Origin of the sequence: Ochrobactrum sp. SFR4 (assembly GCF_019730395.1) — a bacterium.
Taxonomy (GTDB): Bacteria; Pseudomonadota; Alphaproteobacteria; order Rhizobiales; family Rhizobiaceae; genus Pseudochrobactrum.
In genome coordinates this window covers 1-364 of the sequence record NZ_JAAPBB010000356.1, presented here as the reverse complement: position 1 = coordinate 364, position 364 = coordinate 1, and the positions used below count along the sequence as shown (strand labels likewise).

Here is a 364-nt window from a genome sequence, read left to right as displayed (position 1 = left end):
ATGAAGCAGTCACCACCGGTAATGGTTTCGCTTTGTTTGCGGGTGAGGATACGGAAATCCGTTGCCGCCAGCTGGTCAATACGGCGGGTGCATGGTCAGATCAGTTTGCCACGCAATTTGGCGAGAGCGTTCCGCTCAAGAAAATCTACCCGTCAATGGTGGTGACCGAGCCGCTGCCATATCTTCTGCCGATGAGTATGGGCGAAGATGGCGGCAGTTTTTACGGCCGTCAGGTAACACGCGGTAATTATGTTATGGGCGGCGGGCGTGGTATCGTGCTGGATAATCCGGATTATTCACGGCCTTCTGTGACCGCAGCTTCATCGGTGATGCAGCGGGCGATTGCACTGTTTCCGCATTTGCA

At 54.7% G+C, this 364-nt stretch carries 1 protein-coding gene; it reads left to right on the top strand.

What is annotated here, in order from left to right:
* A partial coding sequence (locus HBA93_RS19345; protein WP_221724377.1) for an NAD(P)/FAD-dependent oxidoreductase occupies nt 1–364 on the top strand: 364 nt, incomplete at both ends.